The 20,723-nt window shown below is 60.5% G+C and carries 16 protein-coding genes and 2 tRNA genes; 9 read left to right on the top strand and 9 right to left on the bottom strand.

Annotated elements, in window-relative coordinates; translation table 11 throughout:
- Positions 1 to 175: 175 nt before the first annotated feature.
- Positions 176 to 3,226: a Hint domain-containing protein gene (locus GFJ39_RS02905; protein ID WP_153429616.1), complete on the top strand. Its 3,051-nt coding sequence runs from the start codon at positions 176 to 178 to the stop codon at positions 3,224 to 3,226.
- Between the two features lie 152 nt (positions 3,227 to 3,378).
- Here GFJ39_RS02905 and GFJ39_RS02900 read toward each other — a convergent pair whose 3' ends face one another.
- Together GFJ39_RS02900 and arfB are read right to left on the bottom strand one after the other, a co-directional pair.
- Complete coding sequence (locus GFJ39_RS02900) at positions 3,379 to 6,021, bottom strand: TonB-dependent receptor plug domain-containing protein (RefSeq protein WP_153429615.1); 2,643 nt, start codon at positions 6,019 to 6,021, stop codon at positions 3,379 to 3,381.
- A gap of 282 nt (positions 6,022 to 6,303) precedes the next feature.
- On the bottom strand, positions 6,304 to 6,726 hold the full coding sequence (arfB, locus tag GFJ39_RS02895; RefSeq protein ID WP_153429613.1) for an alternative ribosome rescue aminoacyl-tRNA hydrolase ArfB: 423 nt from the start codon (positions 6,724 to 6,726) through the stop codon (positions 6,304 to 6,306).
- Positions 6,727 to 6,918: 192 nt separating this feature from the next.
- Here arfB and GFJ39_RS02890 point away from each other — a divergent pair.
- Together GFJ39_RS02890 and GFJ39_RS14020 are read left to right on the top strand one after the other, a co-directional pair.
- A tRNA-Lys gene (locus GFJ39_RS02890) sits at positions 6,919 to 6,994 on the top strand.
- Between the two features lie 112 nt (positions 6,995 to 7,106).
- Positions 7,107 to 7,268: a hypothetical protein gene (locus GFJ39_RS14020; RefSeq protein ID WP_194285268.1), complete on the top strand. Its 162-nt coding sequence runs from the start codon at positions 7,107 to 7,109 to the stop codon at positions 7,266 to 7,268.
- 7 nt (positions 7,269 to 7,275) lie between these two features.
- On the opposite strand, the gene GFJ39_RS02885 is transcribed toward GFJ39_RS14020, so the two are convergent.
- A complete protein-coding gene (locus tag GFJ39_RS02885; protein WP_153429611.1) occupies positions 7,276 to 9,960 on the bottom strand; it encodes a 2-oxoglutarate dehydrogenase E1 component in 2,685 nt (894 codons plus the stop codon).
- A gap of 78 nt (positions 9,961 to 10,038) precedes the next feature.
- Positions 10,039 to 11,001, bottom strand: coding sequence for an alpha/beta hydrolase (locus GFJ39_RS02880; RefSeq protein WP_153429609.1), 963 nt, complete (start codon positions 10,999 to 11,001; stop codon positions 10,039 to 10,041).
- A 171-nt stretch (positions 11,002 to 11,172) separates the two neighbouring features.
- On the opposite strand from GFJ39_RS02880, the gene GFJ39_RS02875 reads away from it, so the two are divergent.
- The 4 genes from GFJ39_RS02875 to GFJ39_RS02860 all read left to right on the top strand — a co-directional run bounded on the left by GFJ39_RS02875 (position 11,173) and on the right by GFJ39_RS02860 (position 14,205).
- Entirely contained in the window at positions 11,173 to 11,508 is a 336-nt protein-coding gene (locus GFJ39_RS02875) for a hypothetical protein (protein WP_153429706.1), read from the top strand.
- Between the two features lie 80 nt (positions 11,509 to 11,588).
- Complete coding sequence (locus tag GFJ39_RS02870; protein WP_153429607.1) at positions 11,589 to 12,227, top strand: 2OG-Fe(II) oxygenase family protein; 639 nt, start codon at positions 11,589 to 11,591, stop codon at positions 12,225 to 12,227.
- A 23-nt stretch (positions 12,228 to 12,250) separates the two neighbouring features.
- Complete coding sequence (locus GFJ39_RS02865) at positions 12,251 to 13,318, top strand: aspartate-semialdehyde dehydrogenase (RefSeq protein WP_153429605.1); 1,068 nt, start codon at positions 12,251 to 12,253, stop codon at positions 13,316 to 13,318.
- Positions 13,315 to 14,205 (top strand): N-acetylmuramic acid 6-phosphate etherase, encoded by an 891-nt coding sequence (locus GFJ39_RS02860; RefSeq protein WP_153429603.1) that lies wholly within the window; start codon positions 13,315 to 13,317, stop codon positions 14,203 to 14,205. Before GFJ39_RS02865 ends, GFJ39_RS02860 begins: the two co-directional genes overlap by 4 nt.
- Before the next feature lie 96 nt (positions 14,206 to 14,301).
- Here the strand turns inward: GFJ39_RS02860 and GFJ39_RS02855 are convergent, their stop codons facing one another.
- Complete coding sequence (locus tag GFJ39_RS02855) at positions 14,302 to 14,724, bottom strand: host attachment protein (RefSeq protein WP_153429601.1); 423 nt, start codon at positions 14,722 to 14,724, stop codon at positions 14,302 to 14,304.
- A gap of 459 nt (positions 14,725 to 15,183) precedes the next feature.
- Between GFJ39_RS02855 and hemH the strand changes: the two genes are divergently transcribed.
- Together hemH and GFJ39_RS02845 are read left to right on the top strand one after the other, a co-directional pair.
- Positions 15,184 to 16,215, top strand: a complete 1,032-nt coding sequence (gene hemH, locus GFJ39_RS02850; protein ID WP_153429599.1) for a ferrochelatase — start codon at positions 15,184 to 15,186, stop codon at positions 16,213 to 16,215.
- 389 nt (positions 16,216 to 16,604) lie between these two features.
- Entirely contained in the window at positions 16,605 to 17,915 is a 1,311-nt protein-coding gene (locus GFJ39_RS02845) for a glycoside hydrolase family 68 protein (protein WP_153429598.1), read from the top strand.
- Between the two features lie 114 nt (positions 17,916 to 18,029).
- Here GFJ39_RS02845 and GFJ39_RS02840 read toward each other — a convergent pair.
- The 4 genes from GFJ39_RS02840 to GFJ39_RS02825 form a co-directional block, all read right to left on the bottom strand.
- Positions 18,030 to 18,106 (bottom strand) — tRNA-Pro (locus GFJ39_RS02840).
- Positions 18,107 to 18,166: 60 nt separating this feature from the next.
- Positions 18,167 to 18,874, bottom strand: coding sequence for a signal peptidase I (lepB, locus tag GFJ39_RS02835; protein ID WP_153429596.1), 708 nt, complete (start codon positions 18,872 to 18,874; stop codon positions 18,167 to 18,169).
- 136 nt (positions 18,875 to 19,010) lie between these two features.
- Entirely contained in the window at positions 19,011 to 19,916 is a 906-nt protein-coding gene (locus GFJ39_RS02830) for an FAD-binding protein (RefSeq protein ID WP_153429594.1), read from the bottom strand.
- A complete protein-coding gene (locus GFJ39_RS02825; RefSeq protein ID WP_153429592.1) occupies positions 19,916 to 20,665 on the bottom strand; it encodes an electron transfer flavoprotein subunit beta/FixA family protein in 750 nt (249 codons plus the stop codon). Before GFJ39_RS02825 ends, GFJ39_RS02830 begins: the two co-directional genes overlap by 1 nt.
- Positions 20,666 to 20,723: the final 58 nt, after the last annotated feature.

The following is a 20,723-nucleotide window of genomic DNA, read 5'->3' as shown; positions in this document are numbered from 1 at the left end:
TCCTGATTCCCCCTTGGGCCGGAAATGTCATGTGTCCAGAATTTTCACGAGTTTGTGCGCAATACGGGTTAGAGTTTGCATATTATTAACTTGATGAAGCCATATGGCATGGTTAGTAATTCCAAAATATATCCCCGGCACGTCTGCGCCGGTCATCTTTCTGGAAGATCTCATCATGGCCGATACGTCCAACGTCAATGACGCCCTGCCCCCCGGCAGCGAAACCATCCAGTACAACAGCGACGAAACCAGCTTCCATAACCGTGATTACGCATGGCGCTGGGTTGGGCCTGCCACGGGTGGCGACTGGTCCGATCCGAGCAACTGGGTTCTGAGCGACGCTGGAAATCCCGTCGATACGACCGGCGCCTCCTTCAGTGGCTGCGCTATTCCCCAGAGCGAGCAGAATGCTGATGTCAATGTCGGTTCCTCCGACAATACTCCGAGCGTGGTTGTTTCGAATGCCGTGCTTTACAACCAGATCCGCAGCCTCAGCATCTGGCAGAACAGCACCCTGAAAATCACCGCTCAGGGCGACAACGGAAACGTTTTCGCAACGGCCGGGGTGGAAAACTACGGCACACTCATCATCGACACGCCGTCCAAGGTCGAACTCGGTGGCGTCACCGCTGGCGACGGTACCCTGACGATCATGAATAATGATGGGAACGTGACGTTTGACGACGGGCAGCTGAACAACGGCACGCTGAACCTGATCAACTCGTCCCTCGGCAGCGTGACGTCTCCTGTGACGGTCGCCGGTGGTACGATCAATCTCCAGCAGGACAGCACGCTCGTTGCGAACCTGTATGGCGAAGGTTCCACGATCAATGTTGATCCGGCGACCACCAATACGCTGTATGTCAACGACCGTTATTCGAATGACAGTGGGTCTGTTCAGGGCGTCACCATCAATGGCGTTTCCGAAAACACCCATTTCGGCATTCTGAGCGGTTCTTCCAAGCCGGCAGCCGCTACCTATACCGAGAATTCCGACGGGTCTTATAGCCTGACGATCACTCTCGATAACGGCCATTCCATCACCTATCCGACCGTCAATATGGCAAAGGGCTACACGCCCGCCGCGCAGGCGACGATCGTGCAGGATGGTTCCAAGGGCTGGCTGATCGAGGATGCCGGCACGGCAACCGCTCCGGCTTCCTATACCACCAGCGACCTGCATCAGCAGATGGCCTCTACAGCCGCTGCTGCCGCAAGTGCTGGTGGAGACACGTCCCAGTACAGCACCAACAGCGTCAGCTATCACCAGCATGACGGCAGCTGGCGCTGGACAGGCCCGTCAACGGGTGGCGACTGGTACGACCCGAAGAACTGGACGCTCTACGACGATCAGGGCCATGTGGTTGATACGTCCGACAGTTCCTTCAGCGGTAATGCTGTTCCGCAGAGCCAGCAGAACGCGGATGTCAATGTCGGTTATTACGGCAACACCACGCCGAATACCGTCGTCGCCAATGCCCCGTCCTACAACCAGATCCGCAGTCTCAGCGTCTGGCAGAACAGTACGCTGGAAATCACCGCGCAGGGTGGCAGCGGCTATAGCGGTTATGTTTTCGCAACCGCGGGTTTCGAAAACGACGGCACAATCGTTATTAACACGCCATCGCAGGTCGAACTCGGCGGCGTTACGATGAACCGTGACGACGGTACGATCACGATCATGAACAACGACAACAACGTCGTGTTCGATGGAAACAGCGTGAACAACGGTGGCACGATCAATCTGATCAACGCCACGCTGGGAAGTGTCAGCGATCCGATCTGGATCAACGGCGGTACGGTCAACCTGTCGCAGGGCAGCAGCCTCTTCCTGAATCCGGGCGAGAGCATCAACACCATCAATGTTGATCCGAACTCGGTGAACACGGTTTACGTTGAAGCCAACGGCTACCTGCATAACGACTCCACCAACAGCCAGGGTGTTGTCATCAACGGGGTCTCGGCCAACACGCATTTCGGTATTTCCGGCGTGTCTTCCGCTCCCACGGCAGCCACCTATACGCCGAATAATGACGGCTCCTACACGCTGACGATCACGCTGGCCGACGGCCGCGAGCTGACATACGGCAACATCCACACGGCTGACGGCTTCGTTCCCGCCCTCCATGCGTCCCTCGTTCAGGACGGCAGCAATGGCTGGATCGTGGAAGACAGCAGCAATGCTCCCTGTTTCCTGGCGGGCAGCATGATCCGCACACCGGAAGGGGATGTCGCGGTTGAAACCCTGCGTCTGGGCAGTGCTGTGGTGGCTTTTGTCAACGGCGAAGCCATCGAGCGGACCGTGAGCTGGATCGGACGGGCACATAAGGTCGCGAGAACGGGCCTGGGCGATGCGGAAGCCGGTTACCCGGTCCGGATCATGAAGGATGCGATTGCACAGGGCGTGCCTTACAAGGACATGCTCGTCACGCCGGAACACTGCCTGTTCATCAACGGCGGCTTCATACCCGCCCGTATGCTCGTGAACGGCCGTTCGGTGATCTATGACCGCGCCTTTGCCGCTTACGATTATTTTCATGTGGAAACGGCGGAGCATTCGGTCATCATGGCTGACGGCATGCTGACCGAGAGCTATCTCGACACGGGCAACCGCCGCTCCTTCCGTCAGGAGGGCACGGTCGTTTCGCTGGGTGGTCGCGAGCGTAACTGGAACGACGACGCGGCAGCCCCGCTGGTTGTCAGCCGCGAGGTGGTCGAACCAGTCTTCCGTGAGATCGAGGCCCGGGCCATCGCAGCCGGTCTTGAGAATATCATCGAGGCTCCGGCCCTGACCGAAGAGTCCGGTCTGCACCTCGTCACCAGCACGGGCCAGACCATCCATCTGGTCCGGACGGCCAATGGTCGCGCGATGTTCATGATCCCGTCCGATGTGACGGAAGTGCGCCTTGTGTCCCGTACCTTCCGTCCGAGCGAGACGGTCGGACCGTTCATGGATGACCGTCGTCAGCTTGGCGTTCTGGTGGGTGACGTCACGCTGTTCGACTCGGGCGATACGATCCGCATCGATCAGCATCTGACCGATGCCGGTCTGGCAGGCTGGGACGTTCAGGACGATGCGGCCGCCCGCTGGACCAACGGCAACGCCGTGCTGTCCCTGACAGCCCGCCAGCCGAACAGCCTCGGCATGCTGGCCATTCAGGTTCTGGCAGCAGGTCCGTACATTCTGGCTTCTGAAGGTGAAGCCGAAACGGCTCACACCGCCTGAGACCAGACGGTCTGAAACGGAAAAAGCCTCATCCCTTCGGGGGTGGGGCTTTTTTTTGTCCATTTTCCCCGTATGGCGTAGGGCACGGCCCCAACGAGAAAAGGCGCCCCTGTATGGGACGCCTTTTCCTGTGGGACAGTCTGGGAGCGGGTTCAGAAGTTGGCGTTGATCCGTCCGTAGTAGTAACCGCCGGTGATGGGCACCTGCAGCGAGAACTGATCGTAGATCTGGGCGCCGCGGGAGTTATTGACCTGCGGGACGCGACGGGGGCGGACGTTGAAGATGTTGTTCGCGCCGATCGCCAGATGCCAGTTGCTGTTGAAGCGGTAGCCGACTTCGATATCCGTCAGCCAGCGCGGCGTATTCTTGAACTGCGCAAAGCAGCTGTTGGAATAGGCTAGGCTTCCACCGCTCGGGCAGGGGAGCGTCTTGTCCGCCCAGTCATAGTAGGTCAGCATGGACGTGGTTTCGCCATACCGTGTCTGGCGGACGTTGAAGTCCCATTTTCCGACCGTGTACAGCGCGTTCAGGATGATCTTGCTGCGCGGGTAGGCGGTCGTGATGTAGGCGATGTTCTGCGCATTCAGCAGCGGATTGCCGTTGGTGTCGGTACCGTTGTGGTGCAGGCGGGTGCGGTTCAGGTCCAGTGCCATGCTGAGGTTCAGGTTCCCGGCATTGTGGAAGCGGATCATGTAGTCCGCCTTGATATCCAGACCCTGCGTGCGGGTGCTGGCGCCGTTGGTCATGTAGTACGCGGATACGTTGTCGGCCGTGATGCTGTTGAGGGGCAGGGAGTATCCCATGGCCTCGATGGCCTCGATGGCGGACTCGCCCTTGACGGTGCCACCACCCACGATGCGGTCACGCAGATTGATCTGGTAGACATCCGCTTCCACGTGGAAGTTCTTCACCGGCTCCACGACGATACCGCCGCTGGCACTGACGGAACGTTCCGGTTTCAGTGCGCTTGCACCCAGGACACGGGCGGCCGTTGAACTGACGGGCAGTAGGCCGGAGGCGCCGGTCGGATCCACGTTCATGGCGCTGTAGTGCTGCTCGGCCAGGGTGGGCGCACGGAAGCCGGTGCTGATCGTGCCACGAAGCGCAATCTTGCTGGTCACGTCATAACGGGTCGAGACCTTGCCGTTCTCCGTGTTGCCGACATCGGTGTAGTGCTCGAAACGCCCGGCGAAATCGAGATCCCAGTGCTTGAGCGGGTGGAAGTCGCCATCGACATAGGCCGCCCAGATGTCGCGGCTCCAGTTGCCGGCACTGTTGGGGCCGAGACCGGCATAGCCCTGCGTCCCGCCCAGTTCATAGGACGGGGGCGTGCCGGCCTTGATCTGATAGGTTTCGAGGCGATGCTCGCCACCGAAAGCCAGCGTCATCGGAACGGTATGGGCAATGTTGAACTGGCGGCGGAAGTCCAGATTGTTGGTCCACTGCGCCATGCGATAGGTCTCGGCGCGCGTGGAGCTGGGCGACCAGCCGCAGCCATCGGTCGAATAATAGGACGATGTCGGATCGGTCGAGCAGGTGCTGGCGAGCATGCCTGTATTGGCGGTGTTCTTGTTGCCGATCTTGTTGCCGTCAGCACCATAAGTGGTGCTCAGGTCCCAGTCGAACCCAAAGAAATTGTCGCCTTTGAGGCCGAGCGTGGCGGCGTAATCGTTCTCTTCCGATGTTTCGAGCGGGGAGAAGCCAGCCGGGTACATGGTCGGCGCGATCGCCGGGGTCCGGTAGTTTTCGTACGCTTCGCCATGGCGGTGCATGTAGGTGATGAGGCCGTAGAAATTCACGCCTTCGGTAATGGTCTTGCCGAAATCGATGGCGAGGCTTTCGCGGGTTTCTTCGGGCGTGCTCATGATCTTGTTGGAATCAGCGGGCACGTTCATCGCGTTCGGAACGACACCGTTATAATATCCGGTCGTGGTGGCGTTGTTGGGCCAGCTTCCGATCAGGCGGTGGTCGCGTGCGCCGACGACCATGTGGTCGGTGTGGTAGACTTCGCCGCTGATGTGCAGGTAGCCGTCATTGCCCCATTTTACGCCACCATCGGCATCCACCTTGTACTGCCAGCCGTCGCCGTTATAGGCGTTCGCACCGGTCTGCACCGAAGTGTGCATGCCGTGAGCCTGCTTCTTGGTGATGATATTCACCACGCCGGCAATGGCGTCGGAGCCGTACATCGCGGCGGCACCGTCTTCCAGCACTTCGATATGGTCGATGGCGCTGGCGGGGATCGTGTTCAGATCAGCACCCGTGGAGCCGAACTGCGGGCCGGCATCGGCCGTGATGTTGGCCGTGTTGTGGCGGCGCTTGCCATCCACCAGCACCAGAACTTCGTTCGGGCCGAGGCCGCGCATCTGGATGGAGGATGTCAGGGCTGAGGAATCCGCGCCCATGGCCTGCACGTTGATGGAGGCATAGGTCCGGGTCAGGGCATCCGCGACGTTCATCATGCCGGAGTGGCGCAATGTTGCAGCCGAAATCACGCTGACAGGGGACGAGCTTTCGCGGGCCTTGCGGTTGGTCGCATGGGTCCCGGTGGTGACGTTGATTGTCTCGGCTTCGCCGGTGAAATTGACGTCCGTCTTCTTCTTGCGTGGTGCGGCAACGGCGGGTGTGGCCGTCGCAGCCGCAGGATGGGCAGCACTGTGAGCGGCGCTGCCGGGTTTCGCGCTGTGATGGCGTGTGACGGGATGCGCCGTGGTGGTTGCGGCCAGGGCAGACATGCAGGGCATGACGGAAACTGCCGTCGTTACAAGCAGGGAGATGCGATGCCGGTATTTCATTATTACTATCTATACCTCCATGAGACGCCGCTCTTGGGTTCAGAGGGGGTTTTGGGGATAGTAATGAGAAGATTTCGTTACGTGAAAGCAGCAAAAATGATTCTTGCAACAGTTTTCCGGATTGTTGTAAAAATACAACAAAATGTTTGTACTTCTTAAAAACGGGGAATGAAATTTCGAAAGAAATATGCTTTGGGAAATATATTTCTGATTACAGGGATGCGAGGCGCCAGCAGCGCTGTAGGGAAGGATCGTCTTGTTACTTTACCGCACCGATCTGTGTCAGTCGTCCAGGCGGACCTTGCGGTTGCGCTTGATGCTGGCCCGGTGTGATTTTCCGTCAAGGCGACGCTGCCGGGCTGCTCTTCCGGGACGGGTGGCCACGCGGAAAATGGGGCGGTGAGCCGCCTTGCGGATCATCTCTGCCAGGCGTTCGATGACGTCCTCACGGTTTCTCTGCTGTGTGCGAAAACGGCGACCCGTGATGATGATCTCGCCATTCTGGGTCGCACGGCTGCCTGCGAGTTCAATCAGGCGTGTCCGGATCCGGTCTGACAGGGACGGAGAGCGCGCGGCATCGAACCGGAGCTGTGCGGCCGTGGCCACCTTGTTGACGTTCTGTCCTCCCGGACCGGAGGCCAGGATATAGGTGACTTTCAGTTCGTCATCTTCAAGCCGGAGGCCGGGAAGAATCTCTATGGGCATCTGTTCCTTCCTTTCGGGATTGAAAACGGGGTGGATCCTGTCAGGAAACGAAGGACGTCGCGCCCATAGCCTCTTTCAGCGCGGGAGACCATGGAGCGAGGGGCGCGTTGTCAGGCGGATGGGGACGAAACCTGTTTTTCCAGGTAGCAAGGTTGACGCCCTCATGGGTTGTGGGGTAGCCAGCGTGCGGATGAACCGGTAGCTCAGTTGGTAGAGCATTCGACTTTTAATCGAATGGTCCTGGGTTCGAGTCCCAGCCGGTTCACCATTTTTCTGTAAATTCTGAAAATACCATGCAGCCTTTAACCGGACAGGCTGTGGCGCGAGGCGTTGTGGCGGCGTAGTGTGACGCGAGGAAACGATAATAAGAGGAAGCGCTGATGACGCGCGTTCGGATTGGGGTGGCGCTTGCGCTGCTGGCAGCTCTTGCGGCTTGTGGCCCGGATTATGGTGGTCAGGGATCGCGGCAGTTCCGTGGCGATGGCTACGGAAATGTCGGGGCGGGCCGGAGCAGCTACGGTTATCAGGGTGGTCCGACCTGAGTTTTTCTCAGGCCGGGAAGGTGCAGGACAGAGCGTCCTGAACCAGTTTTTCCTGCTGGGCGGCATGCACGCCTGGTAGTCCTGTTGCGGGAGAAGCCGCGCTGTCGCGACCGACATAGTCCGGGCGCTGCACGCGATGGCCGCAGCCGCGCAGGGCGCGTTCGATGCGACGGTCCACGAAAATCCAGGCGCCGTTGTTCTGCGGCTCTTCCTGGCACCACAGAACCTGTTCCGCGTCCGGGTGGCGGCCAAGCTGTTCCATCAGGGCATGATGTGGGAAGGGATAGAGCTGCTCGACACGGATGATGGCGACGTCTTCACGGTTCTGGCGCGTCCGTTCGGTCACGAGATCATAATAGACCTTGCCGGTGCACAGGATGATACGCCGTGCGCCGTCTTCCTTCGCCGGGTCCGCGATGACGGGCTGGAAGCGCGTATGCGGTCCCATGGCGTCCAGCATCGAAACCGCGTCTTTGTTGCGCAGCAGGGATTTGGGCGTGAAAACGACCAGCGGCTTGCGGCAGCGGCGCGCGATCTGGCGGCGCAGGGCGTGGAAGTAGTTTGCGGGTGTCGTGATGTTGCACACGCGCATGTTGTTTTCGGCGCAAAGCTGAAGGATGCGCTCGGGGCGGGCGGAAGAGTGTTCCGGGCCGCCGCCTTCATAGCCATGCGGCAGAAGCAGGGTCAGGCCGGAGGTTCGCAGCCACTTGGTTTCGCCCGAGGCGATGAACTGGTCGAGGATGATCTGCGCGCCGTTGGTGAAATCGCCGAACTGCGCTTCCCACAGAACCAGAGCTTCGGGATTTCCGAGGGAATAGCCGTATTCGAAGCCGAGAACGGCGTATTCGGAGAGCGGAGAATTCCAGATGTTCAGTGGGGCCTGATGGGGCGCGATATGGGTCAGGGGCGTGTCTTCGCGGCCTGTGTCCTGATCGAACAGCACCGCGTGACGCTGGCTGAACGTGCCGCGACGGCTGTCCTGACCTGACAGGCGGACGGGGTGGCCGTCCATGGACAGGGTGCCGAAAGCGAGGGCTTCCGCCGTGGCCCAGTCGAGTGGACCACCATCGCCGACGGCCTTGCCGCGCGCCGTGATCTGGCGGGCCAGACGCGGATGGACGGCCAGCCCTTCGGGGATCGTGCCGATGGCGTCTCCGACATCCTGCAGGCGGCGAAGTGGCACGCCGGTCATGGGCTGGATACGGTCCTGCTCATCCTGAAGGCGGGTGGGGTCTTCGGGGCCGTCCAGCCAGTCCGTGCCGTCGGGATGATAGGTCTTGGATTTTTCGAACTGTTCTTCCAGACGGTTCTGGAAGTGGTTCCACATCTCCTCGACCTCGGCTTCGGTCATGACGCCAGTGCGAACCAGATGCCGGGCGTAAAGACTGCGCGTTGTGGGGCGGGACTGGATGGCGTGGACCATCGCGGGCTGCGTGAAGGCGGGTTCGTCGGCTTCATTATGGCCGTGACGCCGATAGCAGACCACGTCCAGCACGATGTCGGACTGGAAGGTGCGGCGCCATTCATGCGCCAGAAAAGCACAGCGGGAGACGGCTTCGGGATCGTCGCCGTTGACGTGCAGGATCGGGGCCTGAACGGATTTGGCGATGTCGGTGTTGTGGATGCCGGAATGGGCGTCGGACTGGACGGTGGTGAAGCCGATCTGGTTGTTGATGATGACGTGAACCGTGCCGCCCGTCCGGTAGCCTTCCAGCTTCGAGAGGCTGAGGGTTTCGTACACGACGCCCTGACCGGCGAAGGCGGCGTCACCGTGGACGAGGATGCCCAGATGGTGCTGGCGGTCGTGGTCTTTCTCGCGATCCTGGTCGGCGCGGACGCGGCCAAGCACGACGGGGTCCACCGCTTCCAGATGCGAGGGGTTGGGCAGGAGCGAGATGCGGACGGTGTGGCCCGCATGTTCGAGCGTCGTGGCGGTGCCGAGATGGTATTTGACATCGCCCGAGCCCTGAATGGTGTCGGGCTTGAAGGACGCGCCGGCGAATTCGCTGAAAATGGCGGCAAACGGTTTGCGCAGGATGTTGGCCATCACGTTCAGACGGCCGCGATGGGGCATGCCGAGCGAGACGGACCGCACGTCGTCCTGTGCGGCGGCATCAATCAGGGTGCGCAGAGCGACGATGACGCTTTCGCCGCCTTCAAGGCCAAAACGACGCATGCCCATGAAGCGCTTCTGGCAGAACTGCTCGAAGGCTTCGGCGCGGGTCAGGGCGAGGAGGAGGCGCTTCTGGTCCAGCGACGGGCCGGGAACCGCCGTCTCCAGACGGTCGATCCACCACTGGCGCTGGGCGGGGTCCTGAAGATGCATGAACTCGGCGGCCGTGGTGCCGCAATAGGCACGGCGCAGGCGGGCGATCAGGTCCCGGTCGGCTCTGGGCGGGTTCAGTTCGGCAATGTCGGGGACTGGTGCCAGGCCGAGCGGGTCCAGTTTGGCGATGGCATGTCCGCGCAGGCGATAGGCGAATTTCAGGCTCTCGGCGCTGGCGTCGGTCGCGTCGTTGGTCTGGACGGTCGTGTCCGGGCCGGACAGCCGTTCGGAGCCGAGTGTTTCGAACAGGGACGCGAAGGCCGGGTCCACCGAAGCCGGGTCGTGCTGCCAGCGCGTGTGCAGCTCCGCCAGATAGACGGTGTTTTCGCCATTGATGGCGTCCCGGTCATCGCGATGGTCGCCCATGAACTCGTCTCCTGTGTCCCCGGTCCCGGGTCCTGTCTTGTGGTCGCGTTTTGTGTCACCCGGGCAGCATCTGCCCGGTCAGAGACCGAACCCGCGCTTCATGGCATCAATCCTGCGGGCGATGGACCGTTTGGCGACCGGTGTGTCTGTCTGGTCGAAGATATGGCAGGCGCCGGGCACGATTTCCAGTTCCACGGCGACACCCTGATGGATCAGACGTCGCGCATAGGCGAGATCCTCGTCCAGAAACAGATCCAGCGCCCCCACGGACAGATAGACCGGGGGCAGGCGGGACAGGTCAGTGGCGCGGGCGGGGGCGGCATAGGGTGAGACGTCAGCCGAGCCGGGCGCTACGGGATTGAGGAGGGCGGTCCACATGAAAGTATTGCTGGTGCGCGTCCACAGGAACTCACCGCCCACGGGGGAGGTATCAGGCTGGCCCGTAACCGTATGGTCGTCGAGCACGGGATAGACCAGATTCTGGAACAGGATTTCAGGCCCCTCACGGTCCCGGTTCAGAAGGGCAAGCCCGGCTGCAAGGCCGCCCCCCGCACTTTCGCCCGTCAGGCCGATGCGGGCGGGATCAATGCCGAGAGTGTCGGCGTTACGCGTGATCCAGCACAGAGTGGCGTAGGCGTCTTCGAGCGCCGCCGGGAAAGGGTGTTCCGGGGTCAGGCGGTAATCCGGGGAGATGACCACGCAGTCCAGTTCCTGTGCGAACTGGCAGAGCTGGGTTGCGGTCAGTTCGGGCTGGCCCGCGAAATAGCCACCACCATGCAGATGAAGGAGAACCGGTCGCGCAGCCGCAGACTCTTTGCGGGGGCGGACCGTAAAAAGGCGGATGGCGGGGGTGTGGTCCGACTCCGGAATGCTCAGCCGTTCGAGCGTGACGGGATAGTCCTCGGCTTGAAGAAAGGACTGCCCGGCCGCCTGTTCGAGTCCGGCGCGAAACCCGGGCAGGGAGTCCGCCGACAGATCGACAGTGGGGATCTCTTCAAGGAGCGGGAGGAGTTCGGGGAGTACGAGGGGACGGGTCGTCATCGCAGGATAGGCCTTGGCAGGGGGAATTCAGTCTGGAGTCAGTGGTCAGACTGTATAAAGGCGAAAATCTGTTCGCTCCGCCACAAAGCTGCCGCAACTTTTCAGCCTCCGGACGCGTCATGTGCAGTGACCGGTCATGAGCCGGCCTTTGTCGAGATGGGAGTTCCGCAGATGCGTGCTCTGCTGTTTCTGGCGACGATGATAGGAAATCTGCTTGTCCTGACGGGTCCTCTGGCCGCCCTTCCGGCCGCAGCGGAGAGCCTGCGCCAGGGTGAGATGTCTGTTCATACGGTTCTGACGGATGATGTCGGGCAGTCGGGCGTGGATCGCCGGCTGCTGGAATGTCGGACTGACCCGCGTCTTCTCCATACGGCCTGGAGCGGAAAGCTGCCGCTTTTTCCAGGGCCTCATGTCTGCACGGGGGGTGCGAACCGTCTGGGAGCAGGATATGTCCGTTATCTGGCGACGAGCCGGATAGTCAGGACGCATAAGCCGCTGCGGGGGTAATATTCTTTCGCAGAAGGCAGGTCTCACATGCGTGGAATAGGCCTTGTCGCCGGCGTGGGCCGCGTCTAGCCTTCCGCGCCATGAGCAGGATTTCTCTTGATTATGATGCGTTCGAGAGCGCACCCGTTGCGGAAAAACCGTTTCCGCATCTGGTGGTGCCGCATTTCATTGGCAACGATGATCTGAAGGCGGTTGTCTCCGATCTGCCGGAAATGAAATCCGGTGGCTCCTTTCCGCCGGAAGCCCTGAAGCTGACGCCGCGTGTTGCGGGCATGATTGCGGAGTTGCAGGGGCCGAAGCTCAAGGCGTTGGTGGCGGAGAAATTCGGGCTGGATCTGACGGATGCGCCGACCATGCTGACGGTGCGCGGGCGCACGCGGGAAAAGGACGGGCGGATCCATCGGGATTCGGAAGCCAAGCTGGTCACGATCCTGCTGTATCTCAATCCGCGCGGGGAAGACTGGGCCTCGCGCGATGGCTGTCTGCGGCTGCTGAACGGGCCGGATGACGTCGAGGATTTCGACGTCGAGGTGACGCCCGCGGAAGGAACGCTTCTGGTGTTTCCGAACGGTCCGGCCACCTGGCACGGACACCGGCAGTTTGTCGGAACGCGCTATGCGATCCAGCTCAACTATATGGCGACGGGGCGCAAGGCCCGCTACGAACTGCGGCGGCACCGTCTGTCGGCGCTGGTAAAGCGTCTGCCCTTTTCGGGCTGATTTTCAGGGAACGGGAAAAGATCATGGGTTATCGGGTTGCGGTTGTTGGCGCCACGGGTGCGGTGGGGCGTGAACTGCTGCGAATTCTGGCGGAGCGGGAGTTTCCGGTCGATGAGGTTGTGGCGCTGGCCTCCCCGCGTTCGGCGGGACGCGAGATTTCCTTCGGGGACAAGACGGTCCTGAAGGTTCAGAACCTTGAGACGTTCGATTTCAAGGGCTGGGATATCGCGCTGTTCTCCCCGGGTGGAGCGATTTCGGCCGTTTATGCGCCCAAGGCTGCGGCTGCCGGATGCGTCGTGATCGACAACACGTCCCATTTCCGTATGGAGCCGGGAATCCCGCTGATCGTGCCGGAAGTGAATGCAGCCGCCATTGGCAAGGCCAGCCGGGGCATCATCGCCAATCCGAACTGCTCGACCGCGCAGATGCTCGTGGCGCTTAAGCCGCTGCATGACCTGTTCCGCATCAAGAGGATCGTGGTTTCGACCTATCAGGCCGTGTCAGGCGCGGGCAAGGACGGAATGGACGAGCTGTTCGCCCAGACCAAGGGCACCTTCGTCAACGATCCGCCGACGGTCGCTCAGTTCACCAAGCAGATTGCCTTCAACGTCATTCCCCATATCGACCGTTTCATGGACGACGGTGCGACCAAGGAAGAATGGAAGATGGCCGTCGAAACCCGCAAGATCATGGACCCGGACATCAAGGTTCTGGCGACCTGCGTGCGCGTGCCGGTGTTTATCGGTCACTCCGAGGCCATCAGCATCGAGTGCGAGAAGCCGGTTGATCTGAAGAAGGCCCGCGAGGCGTTGCGCAAGGCGTCGGGCGTGATCCTGCGCGATGAGCGCGAGGATGGTGGCTACGTCACCCCGATTGAATGTGTGGGCGAGGATGCGACGTATGTCTCCCGTCTGCGGATTGATCCGTCGGTCGAGAACGGTCTGGCGCTGTGGTGCGTGTCCGACAATCTTCGCAAGGGCGCGGCTCTCAATGCGGTCCAGATTGCGGAAAGCATCGTCGAGCAGGGACTTCTGAAGGACGGGCAGCTTTTCCGCCGCAATGAAATCCCGGATGAAGACGGGGTCGAATGACGGCCTCGCGCACGGAAACGGTTCTTGCGGCCAATGAGGATATCGAGCGCCTGTCGCTCGATGCTCTGTTGGACCGGCTTCTGACGTCCCAGAAGGCGGCTCTGGACCGTGTCGGGGAGGCATTGCCGTCCATCGAGCGGGCCGTCGAGGCCGCTGTTCCCCGGCTTCAGGCTGGTGGACGGCTGGTCTATGCGGGGGCGGGGACGTCCGGGCGCATCGGATTGCAGGACGGTGTTGAACTGACGCCGACCTTTGGGCTGGCTCCGGAGAAACTCGTTCTACTGCTGGCTGGCGGGGCCGGGGCGACGACCCAGGCCGCCGAGGGAGCGGAAGACCGGGAAGATCAGGCGCGGCTTGATCTCATGGAGCACCATCCCAATGAACATGACGTGGTGATCGGCGTCGCGGCGAGCGGTAACACGCCCTATACCTGCGCCATCGTGCAGGTCGGACGGGAAATAGGGGCGCTGACGATCGGTGTCAGCGGCAATCCGGAATCGCGTCTGCTACAGGAAGCGGAGTTCGGCATCTGCATCCCGACGGGTGCCGAGGTTCTGGCCGGGTCAACGCGCATGGCCGCCGGGACTGCACAGAAAGTCACGCTGAACCTGTTTTCCACGGCGCTGATGACGCGGCTGGGGCACGTCTATCGTGGTCGCATGGTGGATATGCGCATCAGCAACGACAAGCTTCAGGCCCGGGCGGAACGAATGGTCATGGAACTGGCCGGCGGAACGGCCGAAGAGGCGCGTGAAGCCCTGAAAATGGCGCAGGGGAATACGAAACGCGCTGTTCTGCTCAGGCACGGGGTTGCTCTGCCGGAGATTGAGCCGCTTTTGAAGCGTTGTCAGGACGATCTGCATCTGGCGCTTGCCATACGGATCTGAAGTCTTCAGGGCTGCCATTGTTCTGATCGAAAACGATCGAAGCAGCCCTGCGTTGCGGGAAGGCTGTTGAAAGCCCTCCCGCAGGTCTGGGCGGAATCAGACGGAAGCGAGTTCGGGCCAGCCGGTTTCGGGGCGGTCGAGATGCTTCAGAAGGTCATGGTCCGGCGTGTTGACGAGGTCCTTGACCAGCGTCTTGAAAAGTTTCTTGCTTGTCGGCTTGTCGAGATGCTCGCGGATTTCGTGCGAAGCCTGAGCAGGAGCGACAAGCAGGATGCCCTCGACATCGCTGTTCTGTGCGGCCTTGTTGATGTGGGCGGCCAGATCGCGTGTGAAGTGCTCCTTGAGCTGCTCATGCGGATTTTCACGGGGCGCCTTGATGGAGCCGACATCCGTTTCCGCATTGGAGCCCTTGTGCAGGTCGAAGCTTGCAATGGTGCGCAGCTGTGCCCCTTCGAGGCGCAGGAAGCGGGCTTTTTCGCCGTCAGCAACAACGTAAATAACGGGATCCTGTGTAGCCATGTCTGGAAAACCTTGTTTCAAAATCAGATGGTGTGTCTGTAACAGCTTCGAGATGGGATGGTTGCCTTTAGACGACAAGATCATGCAGAGTCGTATTCTTATAACCCTTTGAAAGAATTTGGATATTTCATTTCTTTGAATGTTTTTTGAAGAATTCTGATTTTTTTTGTTGAAACGCGGGGAGGATGTGCTCAATCTCTGAATCGAGCCTACCAGAAAATCTTTTCCAAAGGCTCAAAGGAGGCAAGTATGGCTCTGACGAATACTCTTCTGCCGTATGTTGGTCCCATGACCGTCGCTGTTGCGGTGTTTGCCTATACTTTGCTGCAAGGGACCCGGAAACCGGATGTTTCCTATGCGAAGGTAAGGCATCGACGATAGCGTCCCGCAAGGGGCGCGTATCTCCGGACGCTTTCCCTCTTTCCTAAGTCGGTGCCCGGTTCCACAGTAGAGGGCACTATGGCATTTCTTCACAAAACACCCCGTATCGCTCCTCCGCCAGAAGGCCGGACCGGTATTCTCCTTATCAATCTCGGAACGCCTGATGACACAGGCTATTTTTCGGTAAGGCGATATCTGAGCGAATTTCTCTCTGACCGTCGCGTCATCGAGAGTCCCCCCCTGATCTGGCAGCCCATTCTGCAGGGCATCATCCTGACAAAACGTCCCTTTGCCAGCGGCGCAAATTACGCGAGGATCTGGCACAGGGAAGAAAATGCTTCCCCGCTGCGGGTTTATACGCGCAGACAGGCCGAAGGTCTTGCTGAACGGCTCAAAGCCGAAGGTGTCCCGGTGGAATGGGGCATGCGCTATGGCCGCCCATCCGTCACAAAAGCTCTTGAAAGTCTGATGGATCAGGGCTGTGACCGGATTATCAGTATCCCCCTCTATCCACAGTATTCCGCGACAACGACCGCAACGGCGAACGATCAGCTTTTTCGCGCACTCATGCGTCTTCGCCGTCAGCCCGCCGTTTTGACGGTTCCGTCCTTTCCGGATCGTCCTGCTTTCATACGCGCTCTCGAGACGTCCGTGCAGGATACGCTTGCGGGTCTGAGCTTCAAGCCGCAGCAGATCGTGGCGTCGTTTCATGGTCTTCCCAAGATCTGTATCGAAAAGGGCGACACTTATCGCGATGAGTGCGAACGCACGATTTCGGCTCTGCGTCAGGCGCTGGGGCTGAGCGAAGAGCAGATGCCCCTGACGTTCCAGTCCCGTTTTGGACCGCTGGAATGGGTCCAGCCTTATACGGCGCCCTTCGTCAAAGCCCTGCCGGCCCAGGGAACCACGAAGATTGCCGTCATCATGCCTGGCTTCATGGTGGATTGTCTCGAGACGCTGGATGAGATCGGAAACGAACTTCGGGAGGAATTCATGGAAGCGGGAGGTGAAGAGTTTGCCCTCGTGCCGTGCCTGAACGACTCGAAAGGAGCGATCGATCTTCTCGAAGACCTGTCCCGCTCTGCCATGGCAGGCTTTCAGCGCGTCTGAGTCTTCCCGCTTCTCAGCTTTTCTCAGAACCCCACCCGCTACCGGGTGGGTTTTTTTTGTGATCCTGGGGCCGGAAAGACCGGCGGATTTTATTTAGCTTGCATTGCGCGCATCTTTTTCCTATAACTGTGGCACTGAGCCATAAAACATAGTCAAAAAAAACCGGTTCAGAACGCAATTTCACAGAATGATTTCCATAAAGGCCAATCCCTTGGGGAGCGGCTTTTTTTTTGTTGCGTACGTCAGAAGCAAGACACGTTTTCCTGCATAAATATTGCGGCTCAGGGCAGGATTTCGACCGTCTCTTCTGTTCGATCTCCAGTAGCCGATGTTCTTCCGGTTACTGGAGATCGTCTGACTCTTTCCAAATTTCATTTACGGGAAAAATCATGAACGCTGTTTCCAGCAAGCAGAGCGCAACCCGGGCAAGTTCGCGCTGGACGATCGCTGACGCAATGAAGATTCATACCGATGATCCGACGACGACCATGCCGGTCATCGACTATGCTTTCCCGGTCATCGATTCCGATGTGTGGCAGTGGGATACCTGGCTGCTGCGCGACATCCACGGCAAGACCGTGACCTTCAAGGGCTGGTACGTCATGTTCGCCCTCGTGGCCGACCGCTCTGCAACGGGCGATACGGTTGAGGGCTGGCACAGCCGCAACAACTATTCCTATATCGGCTACTACTACAGCCGCACCGGCAATGGCGCGGACTGGAAGTTCGGCGGTCGTGTCATCAAGGAAGGCGCCAACTCCCGCAGCTGGGAATGGTCCGGCTGCGCAGTCATGCGCGAGAACAGCGGCAGCACGGTCGATCTGTTCTACACCTCCGTCAATGACACCCCGTCCGAGTCCGTTCCGTCCTACACGACGGGCCGTATTCTCGCGGATGCCAACGGCGTGTGGTTCGAGGGCTTCGATGTCTGCACGGACATGTTCCAGGCGGACGGCGTGAACTACGCCAACATCGTTGAGGACCAGTACTGGGACTTCCGCGATCCGCACATTTTCCGTAACCCGGACGACAACCAGATCTACGCCCTGTTCGAAGGCAATGTTCCGGGTATGCGTGGTGATTTCACCATTGGCTCCGACGAGATGGGCCTCGTGCCGCCGGCCACGACCGTTCCGGCCGGTGCGCAGTATGGTGCGGCCGCCATCGGTATTGCGCGTCTGAAATCCGACTCCACCAAGGGTGATTTCTCACAGTGGGAAATGCTGCCGGCGCTTGTCACCGCGCTCGGCGTCAATGACCAGACGGAACGCCCCCATGTCGTGTTCCAGGACGGTCTGACCTATCTGTTCACGATCTCCCATCACTCCACCTTTACCGGCAACAGCACGGGTCCGGATGGCGTGTATGGCTTCGTGTCGCGCAACGGCATTTTCGGCCCGTATGCTCCGCTGAACGGCTCCGGCCTCGTGCTTGGAAATCCGTCTTCGGCGCCGTATGAGACCTATTCGCACTTCGTTGATCCCGCCGGTTACGTGCAGTCCTTCATCGACACCCTGCCGCAACCCGGCTCGGCTGATCCGCAGGACCCGACGACCTATCGCATCGGCGGCACGCTGGCGCCGACGGTGAAGATCGTTCTCGACGGTGAGCGCACCTTCCTGACGGAAGTCCATGCTTATGGTCAGGTCTACGCCCAGGGCGTGTGGCCGACTTCTTCGGCCTGGGACAAGCGTTCCTGAAGCCAATTTGCCCTCTCCCGAAAGGGAGGGGGCATTTTTCTGCGTTTCAGGCGCAGAGATGCGCTGGCCTGAGGCCAAGAAACTGTATCAGCGATTTCTGGAAAAATTATCGGCTGGTCGGAGTGAGAGGATTCGAACCTCCGGCCCCTGCGTCCCGAACACAGTGCTCTACCAGGCTGAGCTACACTCCGGCCGACGGCGCTTCTCCTACAGGGGTTAACGCTTTCCTGCAAGAGGGCTGGAGCGAAAAATCAGAGAACGAGCGCCGTTCTGCTAATATCCCGCCATGACCACAGGACGGCACGGGCTTCTCCCTGAAGGTTCCAGACGGGAAGAAGCCCGACGCCCCCATCCGCTACGCTGACCCGCGAGTCGGCGGAATTGTCCCGATTGTCGCCCATGACGAACAGGTGGTTTGCGGGAACGGTGAAGGGGGCGATGTTGTCCAGGTCTCCGTCCTGCGCCATTTTAAGAATGTCGTGGTGTCTGTTGCCCGGCAGGGTTTCTTCATAGCGTTCTGCCGCACGCCAGACGTTCTTTCGGCTTTCTTCGCGGGTTGGTCCCATGTCTTTCCATGGAAGCACCGTTCCGTTCAGGATGACCCGGCCATGCACCAGAGCCACCGTGTCGCCCGGCAGTCCGATGACGCGTTTGACCCATGTCTGGTGCAGGTTGGCGGGTGCGCGGAACACGACCACGTCTCCGCGATGGGGCAGGTGTCCGAAGAGGCGTCTTCCGCTGCTGTCATGCGGCTTCAGGGCAGGACCGAAAGGCAGGTTGGCGGTGCTGAGACCATAGCTGGGCACAATGACGCCAATCTGGTCCCCGATCATCAGTGTCGGCTCCATCGAGGCCGAGGGCACGATGTAGGCCGCGGCAAGGGCCGTATGAATGGTCAGGAAGCCCAGTAGAACGGGCAGGCAGGACAGGATGTCTCGGGCGAACTTACGCAGGGTCATGATGGGTGTCTCCGTGCCCTGAAGAGTGCCTCATGGGTGCCGGAGAGCCAGTTAAACCTCTGTCAGGTCCTGTCATGAAAAAAGGGGCGTCCCGTCATGGGGCGCCCCTTTTTTGCCGTTGCAGGAAAAGAATGCCTTACAGCGCTTTTTCAAGCTCCGGCAGGACTTCGAACAGATCGCCCACGACCCCATAATCGGCGACCTTGAAAATCGGGGCTTCCGGATCGGTATTGATGGCCACGATGACGCGGCTGTCCTTCATGCCCGCCAGATGCTGGATCGCACCGGACAGACCCACGGCGATATAGAGTTCCGGTGCCACGATCTTGCCGGTCTGGCCGACCTGCATCTCGTTCGGGGCAAAGCCGGAATCCACGGCCGCACGCGATGCGCCGATGGCGGCGTTCAGCTTGTCGGCGATGGGTTCGAGCAGCTTGAAGTTCGCAGCGTCCTTCATGCCCTTGCCGCCGGAAATCACCACGCGGGCGGATTCCAGTTCCGGACGGTCGGAGGCCGAAAGCTCGACCTTCACGAAGACGGACTTCTCGCTGGCCGGAGCTTCGATTGTCTCAACCGTGGCGGAGCCACCCTCGGCCGCGATCGGATCGAAATTGGAGCCGCGGATCGTCAGCACCTTGATGCTGTCGGAAGAGCGGACCGTTGCCAGGGCGTTACCGGCATAGATCGGGCGCACGAAGGTGTCGGCGTCCTTGATCTCGACCACATCGGGGATGGGCTGCACGTCCAGCAAACCTGCCAGACGCGGCAGGATATTCTTACCGGTGGCGGAGGCTGCGGCCACGATGTGGCTGTAGTCTTTCGCGCGGGCGGCCAGCAGGTCGGCGGCGGGCTCGGCCAGATCGTTGACCAGAGCCGGCACGCTGAGAACGCGCGTCACACCCGGCAGGGCGGCAGCGGCTTCCGCGCCGTCTCCGAACACGATGGCATCGACGGCACCGAAGCGGGAGGCCGCGGCAACAGCCGAACGGGAAGCCTGACGGACCGCGCCGTTTTCGACTTCAACCAGAACAAGAGCGGTCATCAGATCACCTTCGCTTCTGTCTTGAGCTTCTCGACCAGTTCGGCCGCGCTGTTCACCTTCACGCCTTCCTTGCGCTCGGACGGCTCGGCCACGGAAACCACCGTCAGGCGCGAGGCCGTATCGACGCCGAGGCTGTCGATCTCGATCGTCTCAAGCGGCTTCTTGCGGGCCTTCATGATGTTCGGTAGGGACGCATAGCGCGGTTCGTTAAGGCGCAGATCCGCCGTGATCACGGCCGGGAGTGTGAGGGACACGACTTCCGTGCCGCCATCAATCTCGCGGGCAACTTCGATACGGCCATCGGCAACCGTCACAGCGCTGGCGAACGTGCCCTGCGGCCAGCCGAGCTTCGCGGCCAGAATCTGGCCCGTAGCGTTCATGTCGTCGTCGATCGCCTGCTTGCCCATGCAGATCAGACCGGCGTCCTCGCGCGTGGCAATGGCCTTGAGCACGTTGGCCACGGCGCGCGGCTCAAGCGTGTCGTCCGTGCGGACGAGAATGGCGCGGTCCGCGCCCATCGCCATGGCCGTACGCAGCACGTCCTGCGCGGCCTGTGCGCCGATGGTCACGGCCACGACTTCCTTGGCCGCGCCTTTTTCACGAAGGCGCACTGCTTCTTCGACTGCGATTTCGTCGAACGGATTCATGGACATTTTCACGCCCTGCGTTTCGACACCGCTGCCATCGGCCGCTACACGTACCTTGACGTTGTAATCGACCACCCGTTTGACTGGGACCAGAACTTTCATCGTCATCTTTCGCTGCTGTCGCCGCCACAAAAACGGGCGCCACCGTAGCGGGACTGAC

Origin of the sequence: Gluconobacter aidae (assembly GCF_009547075.1) — a bacterium.
Classification (GTDB): domain Bacteria; phylum Pseudomonadota; class Alphaproteobacteria; order Acetobacterales; family Acetobacteraceae; genus Gluconobacter; species Gluconobacter aidae.
The sequence above is the reverse complement of the archived record's forward strand: the minus strand, read 5'-3'. Positions and strand labels throughout refer to the sequence as shown.

What these genes read in the sequence shown, in the direction of transcription:
- GFJ39_RS02905 (WP_153429616.1), top strand. Translation starts at nt 176, where the DNA reads ATGGCCGATACGTCCAACGTCAATGACGCCCTGCCCCCCGGCAGCGAA.
- GFJ39_RS02900 (WP_153429615.1), bottom strand. Translation starts at nt 6,021, where the DNA reads ATGAAATACCGGCATCGCATCTCCCTGCTTGTAACGACGGCAGTTTCC.
- arfB (WP_153429613.1), bottom strand. Translation starts at nt 6,726, where the DNA reads ATGCCCATAGAGATTCTTCCCGGCCTCCGGCTTGAAGATGACGAACTG.
- GFJ39_RS14020 (WP_194285268.1), top strand. Translation starts at nt 7,107, where the DNA reads ATGACGCGCGTTCGGATTGGGGTGGCGCTTGCGCTGCTGGCAGCTCTT.
- GFJ39_RS02885 (WP_153429611.1), bottom strand. Translation starts at nt 9,960, where the DNA reads ATGGGCGACCATCGCGATGACCGGGACGCCATCAATGGCGAAAACACC.
- GFJ39_RS02880 (WP_153429609.1), bottom strand. Translation starts at nt 11,001, where the DNA reads ATGACGACCCGTCCCCTCGTACTCCCCGAACTCCTCCCGCTCCTTGAA.
- GFJ39_RS02875 (WP_153429706.1), top strand. Translation starts at nt 11,173, where the DNA reads ATGCGTGCTCTGCTGTTTCTGGCGACGATGATAGGAAATCTGCTTGTC.
- GFJ39_RS02870 (WP_153429607.1), top strand. Translation starts at nt 11,589, where the DNA reads ATGAGCAGGATTTCTCTTGATTATGATGCGTTCGAGAGCGCACCCGTT.
- GFJ39_RS02865 (WP_153429605.1), top strand. Translation starts at nt 12,251, where the DNA reads ATGGGTTATCGGGTTGCGGTTGTTGGCGCCACGGGTGCGGTGGGGCGT.
- GFJ39_RS02860 (WP_153429603.1), top strand. Translation starts at nt 13,315, where the DNA reads ATGACGGCCTCGCGCACGGAAACGGTTCTTGCGGCCAATGAGGATATC.
- GFJ39_RS02855 (WP_153429601.1), bottom strand. Translation starts at nt 14,724, where the DNA reads ATGGCTACACAGGATCCCGTTATTTACGTTGTTGCTGACGGCGAAAAA.
- hemH (WP_153429599.1), top strand. Translation starts at nt 15,184, where the DNA reads ATGGCATTTCTTCACAAAACACCCCGTATCGCTCCTCCGCCAGAAGGC.
- GFJ39_RS02845 (WP_153429598.1), top strand. Translation starts at nt 16,605, where the DNA reads ATGAACGCTGTTTCCAGCAAGCAGAGCGCAACCCGGGCAAGTTCGCGC.
- lepB (WP_153429596.1), bottom strand. Translation starts at nt 18,874, where the DNA reads ATGACCCTGCGTAAGTTCGCCCGAGACATCCTGTCCTGCCTGCCCGTT.
- GFJ39_RS02830 (WP_153429594.1), bottom strand. Translation starts at nt 19,916, where the DNA reads ATGACCGCTCTTGTTCTGGTTGAAGTCGAAAACGGCGCGGTCCGTCAG.
- GFJ39_RS02825 (WP_153429592.1), bottom strand. Translation starts at nt 20,665, where the DNA reads ATGAAAGTTCTGGTCCCAGTCAAACGGGTGGTCGATTACAACGTCAAG.